The sequence below is a fragment of the Streptomyces ipomoeae 91-03 genome, from assembly GCF_000317595.1.
GTDB classification, from domain to species: Bacteria; Actinomycetota; Actinomycetes; order Streptomycetales; family Streptomycetaceae; genus Streptomyces; species Streptomyces ipomoeae.
Genome location: NZ_AEJC01000645.1, coordinates 1 through 4,791, shown reverse-complemented (window position 1 = coordinate 4,791; position 4,791 = coordinate 1). Strand labels below are relative to the sequence as shown.

Genomic DNA, 4,791 nt, shown 5'->3' with positions numbered 1-4,791 from the left:
CGCCCAGTCCGTCCTGCCCGGCACCGCACGTCGAGCGCACTCCCTCAGGCCGGCGCGACTCGGCGCAACCTGCCGTAGGCCCATTACCGGATTTACGGTCAGCTCTTTGTGACCTGCGGCTTTGCGCACCGTTCCACCATCGTGCCGGTGCCGGATTCCCATGGTGCGTGTCATTTTCCTCGGCGCACGGGCCCGGAGGCGTCTGTGGCGCTTAGTTCTGTCGCCGCGTGGATCGCTGCGACTACGGCTTCGCCGATGAGTGCGCTTCGGGCGACAGTGAGACGGCGTCCTTGGCCGGGTTGGACTGCCGGACGACTCGCCCGTCACGAGCGCCTATCCGGCGGTTTACGCCACAGCGCCCTGACAGGTCGGGCTGTTCATCGTCTTGGCCCATGGGACAGAGCGAGGACTCTTTCGCGGCCCGTCAGTCGAGGCAGAACTCGTTGCCCTCGATGTCCAGCATCGGGATGCACGCATCATTTCCGTCATACAGCGTTCGCACGTGTACCGCGCCGAGCGGGACCAGTCTCTTCGTGCGCATGAACTCGTGCGCATGAACTGTGCGTATGAGCTGAACGGCAGTTCCTTCAGCCGCACTGGCACGGGTTGCCGGACTGGCACCCGCACTGGCACCCGGAGCCGCAGCCGCATGCGGCGACGAGCGGCAGGGTCCTGATGTCGGCGGGCTGCTGGGTGTCCCGGACCTGGGTCGGGTCGGGCGTGCTGGGGCTGGCGGGGGATTCGGCCATGGTCCCTCCTCGAAGGCATCGAAGTCTGGTGCCTGTGCCCATTGGATGCCCCATTGCATGCCCGCTCAGCCGGGCGCATCAACGGCGCACGGAGGCGTCCACACGCCCTGCGAAAATACCGAGCGCCCAGCCCACCATCAGCACAACCACCACCAGCCCACACCGGCCCAGCCCGGCCCACCCACCGCCGGCCCACCCGGCCGACCACCGCCGGACGACCACCGCACCCCCGGCCCGGAACCGCGGCCACGGCCTCACGACCGGCAGTCGTAGACCGCCGACGGCTTCAGCCTTGTGGCCCCCGCCCCACGCCCGGCAGCTACAGGTGACCGACAGCCCCAGCCCCGCGACCAGCAGCCCAGCGGCCCGCGCCCGGCAGCTACACGACTGACAACTCCAGCCCCGCGACCGGCAGCTACAAGTGACCGACACCCCCCGCAACCGGCAGCCCCAGCGGCCTGTGATCCGCAGCTACAGGAGCCCGACAGCCCGAGCCACAGCCACAGCCCCAGCCGCCGGCCCCGACCCGCAGCCGCCGGCCCCCGACCCCCAGCCGCCGGTCCGCCCACCCCCAGCCCCCGCCGGAGGCCTACGCTCCCTCCACCCCCGTCACCGGCTGGATCTCCGCCTGGAGGTCGTCCGCGTGCTCGCCCGTCACCAGGTACACCACGCGCTTGGCCACCGAGACCGCGTGGTCGGCGAAGCGCTCGTAGTAGCGGCCGAGGAGGGTGACGTCGACGGCGGTCTCGATGCCGTGCTTCCAGCGATCGTCCATGAGGTGCTGGAACAGGGTGCGGTGGAGGAGATCCATCGCGTCGTCGTCCGCCTCCATCTGGAGCGCGAGGTCGACGTCCTTGGTGATGATGACCTCGGCGGCCTTGGCCATCAGGCGCTGCGCGAGCTGGCCCATCTCCAGGATCGTGGCGTACAGATCGCGCGGGACCGCGTGCTCGGGGTAGCGCAGCCGGGTGACCTTGGCCACGTGCTGGGCGAGGTCACCGGAACGCTCCAGGTCGGCGGACATGCGCAGCGAGGTGACGACGATACGCAGATCCGTGGCGACCGGCTGCTGACGGGCCAGCAGAGCTATCGCGCGGGCTTCCAGGTCGTGCTGCAGGTCGTCGACCTTCTTGTCGGCCTCGATCACGCTCTCGGCCATCTTCAGGTCGGCGTCGAGCATCGCCGTCGTGGCGCGCCCGATCGCCGACCCGACCAGTCGGGCCATCTCGACCAGGCCCTCACCGATCGAGTCAAGTTCCTCGTGGTACGCGTCCCGCATCAGGGTGTCCCTCTCTTACGTGCGTCTGCTACGTGCGTCTACCGGGGGTTTCGCTACGCCGGGTAAGCAGGCGGTATTCAGTACGTCGGCAATCAGTACGACGGTAATCAGTACATCGGTAGTCGGTACATCAGTAATCAGTACATCGGAATCAGTATCGGAGGCCGCGCCGGAAGCCGCTGCAAGGCCCTGCAGCAGAGCCTTGCCAGATCCTCGCCGAATCCTTCCTGCGGCGTCCGGATTCGTTCTGTCAGGATGGACGGGCGCCTGAGGGCCGCTGCAGAGAAGCCGCACGGACGCCGGACGGGCGTCGGGCCGACGCCGGACGGACGGGTGAGCGGGGGCCCGGTCGAACCCCACGCTCCCACGATCCGGTCCCTACGCGTCCGTTTCAGCCACCCCAAATGAATCAACACTGGCTCCCAGGTGAACTCTGGGCGACGAGTGTTCGAGGTCGCCCTCGGACCGCTGTGGGGATGTCCTACCTCGTGCCTAACCTGTTTGCATGGACGTGAACGCGGCGGTCGCCGCAGCGGCAGCGATCGCCGGAGTGCTCACCGGCGTCATCGCCATGCTGGCGTTCCGCTTCAGCGAGCGCGAGCAGAGGCGTCCGACCAGGACCTCCCTGCACACGGACCCGGTGCTTCCGCCCGGCGTGGACACCGTGCTCTCCGTGCTCCGCTCCTCCGCCGTGGTACTCGACGAGGCCGACGCCGTCGTCAAGGCCAGCTCCGCCGCGTACGCCCTCGGGCTGGTGCGCGGCGGGAAGATCGCCGTGGAGCCGATGCTCCAGATGGCCCGCGACACCCGCAGGGACGGCGAGATACGCCAGGTCGAGCTGGACCTGCCCCGGCGCGGCACGGGACGTGGGGAGGCGCTCGCCGTCTCCGCGCGGGTCGCGCCGCTGGGCTCCCGGCTCGTGCTGCTCCTCGTCGAGGATCTCACCGAGGCCCGCCGTATCGAAGCGGTCCGGCGTGACTTCGTCGCCAACGTCAGCCATGAGCTGAAGACACCCGTCGGTGCCCTGTCCCTTCTCTCGGAGGCGGTCATGGGCGCCTCGGACGACCCGGAGGCGGTGGAGCGGTTCGCCGGCCGGATGCAGATCGAGGCCACCCGGCTCACCAACCTCGTGCAGGAGCTCATCGACCTCTCCCGGGTGCAGAACGACGACCCGCTGGAGGACGCCGAGCCCGTGCGCGTGGACGAGCTGGTCGCCGAGGCCATCGACCGCTGCCGCCACCAGGCCGGCACCAAGCAGATCACGATGGCCACGAATGTGGGGGCGCCCGAAGGAGCCGAACAGGGCGGTGACGGGCGACGGGCGGGCAGCACCGCCGACCTCAGCGTCTGGGGTCACCGCGGGCAGCTCGCCGCCGCCCTCGGCAACCTCGTCGAGAACGCCGTCAACTACTCCCCGGCCCGCACCCGCGTCGGCATCGCCGCCCGCCGGGTCAGCGCGCCCGGCGGGGACCTCATCGAGATCTCCGTGACCGACCAGGGCATAGGGATCTCCGACAAGGACAAGGAGCGCATCTTCGAGCGCTTCTACCGCGTGGACCCGGCCCGCTCCCGCCAGACCGGCGGTACGGGGCTCGGCCTCGCGATCGTCAAGCACGTGGCCGCCTCGCACGGCGGGGAGGTCACGGTGTGGAGCTCCGAGGGCCAGGGCTCCACGTTCACCCTCAGGTTGCCGGAGGCGGGCGCCTCCCGTGACCGCGCAGCACAGCACCCGGACCTCGACGAAGAGGACGGACAGCCCACGGAGTCATCCGACTCAGCCGCGTCATCGGATACATCACCGGACCATTCGTCCAAATCACCGGACAGGTCGATGGGTACATCCATGTCGTCGGACCGTTCCGCGAAAACCGCCCTTTCTCCGTCTCACCCGTACCAACCGCTTCCCGCCCCGGAGGTCCTTCCGTGACCCGAGTGCTCGTCGTCGAGGACGAGGAGTCCTTCTCCGACGCCCTGTCCTACATGCTCCGCAAGGAGGGCTTCGAGGTCGCCATCGCGACCACCGGGCCCGACGGACTCGACGAGTTCGAGCGCAACGGCGCCGACCTCGTCCTCCTCGACCTGATGCTGCCCGGCCTGCCGGGCACCGAGGTCTGCCGCCAGCTGCGTGGCCGCTCCAACGTTCCGGTGATCATGGTCACCGCCAAGGACAGCGAGATCGACAAGGTCGTGGGCCTGGAAATAGGAGCCGATGACTATGTCACCAAGCCCTTCTCCTCCCGCGAGCTCGTCGCCCGTATCCGGGCCGTACTGCGCCGCCGCGGCGAGCCCGAGGAGGTCACCCCGGCCGCGCTGGAGGCCGGTCCGGTCCGCATGGACGTCGACCGCCACGTGGTCACCGTCTCCGGTTCCAAGGTCGACCTCCCCCTCAAGGAGTTCGACCTGCTCGAAATGCTGCTGCGCAACGCGGGCCGCGTCCTGACCCGTATGCAGCTCATCGACCGCGTCTGGGGCGCCGACTACGTGGGCGACACCAAGACCCTCGACGTCCACGTCAAGCGCCTCCGCGCCAAGATCGAGCCCGACCCGGGCGCACCGCGCTACCTGGTGACGGTGCGTGGCCTGGGCTACAAGTTCGAGCCGTAAACCGCGGATCCGGACCGGTTGGGTCGTAGCCGGCGGATCGTGAGCCGCGGGTCGTGTCCCGGCAGGCCTACGGCCAGGTCCACGGCCTTGCGCTCGCCGTGCAACGTCTCGCCGTGCAACGTCTCGTCGTGCAATGTCTCGTCGTACGACGAAGGGCGG

4 protein-coding genes and 1 pseudogene are annotated in these 4,791 nt (G+C 69.3%); 2 read left to right on the top strand and 3 right to left on the bottom strand.

The window, feature by feature from the left end; genetic code table 11:
• Positions 1-424: 424 nt before the first annotated feature.
• The 3 genes and pseudogenes from STRIP9103_RS53810 to phoU form a co-directional block, all read right to left on the bottom strand.
• Positions 425-529, bottom strand: a pseudogene (locus STRIP9103_RS53810) (VOC family protein); the annotation flags it as partial.
• Between the two features lie 58 nt (positions 530-587).
• Complete coding sequence (locus tag STRIP9103_RS51015; protein WP_181800499.1) at positions 588-749, bottom strand: hypothetical protein; 162 nt, start codon at positions 747-749, stop codon at positions 588-590.
• Positions 750-1,338: 589 nt separating this feature from the next.
• The gene (phoU, locus tag STRIP9103_RS42535; RefSeq protein WP_009340343.1) at positions 1,339-2,028 is read right to left on the bottom strand and encodes a phosphate signaling complex protein PhoU; all 690 of its coding nucleotides are present in this window, start codon (positions 2,026-2,028) and stop codon (positions 1,339-1,341) included.
• A gap of 505 nt (positions 2,029-2,533) precedes the next feature.
• Here phoU and STRIP9103_RS42530 point away from each other — a divergent pair.
• A complete protein-coding gene (locus STRIP9103_RS42530; protein ID WP_009340354.1) occupies positions 2,534-3,955 on the top strand; it encodes a sensor histidine kinase in 1,422 nt (473 codons plus the stop codon).
• On the top strand, positions 3,952-4,632 hold the full coding sequence (locus tag STRIP9103_RS42525) for a response regulator transcription factor (protein ID WP_009340348.1): 681 nt from the start codon (positions 3,952-3,954) through the stop codon (positions 4,630-4,632). The genes STRIP9103_RS42530 and STRIP9103_RS42525 overlap by 4 nt, the downstream gene beginning before the upstream one ends.
• The last annotated feature ends 159 nt before the right edge of the window (positions 4,633-4,791 follow it).

What these genes read in the sequence shown, in the direction of transcription:
- STRIP9103_RS51015 (WP_181800499.1), bottom strand. Translation starts at nt 749, where the DNA reads ATGGCCGAATCCCCCGCCAGCCCCAGCACGCCCGACCCGACCCAGGTC.
- phoU (WP_009340343.1), bottom strand. Translation starts at nt 2,028, where the DNA reads ATGCGGGACGCGTACCACGAGGAACTTGACTCGATCGGTGAGGGCCTG.
- STRIP9103_RS42530 (WP_009340354.1), top strand. Translation starts at nt 2,534, where the DNA reads ATGGACGTGAACGCGGCGGTCGCCGCAGCGGCAGCGATCGCCGGAGTG.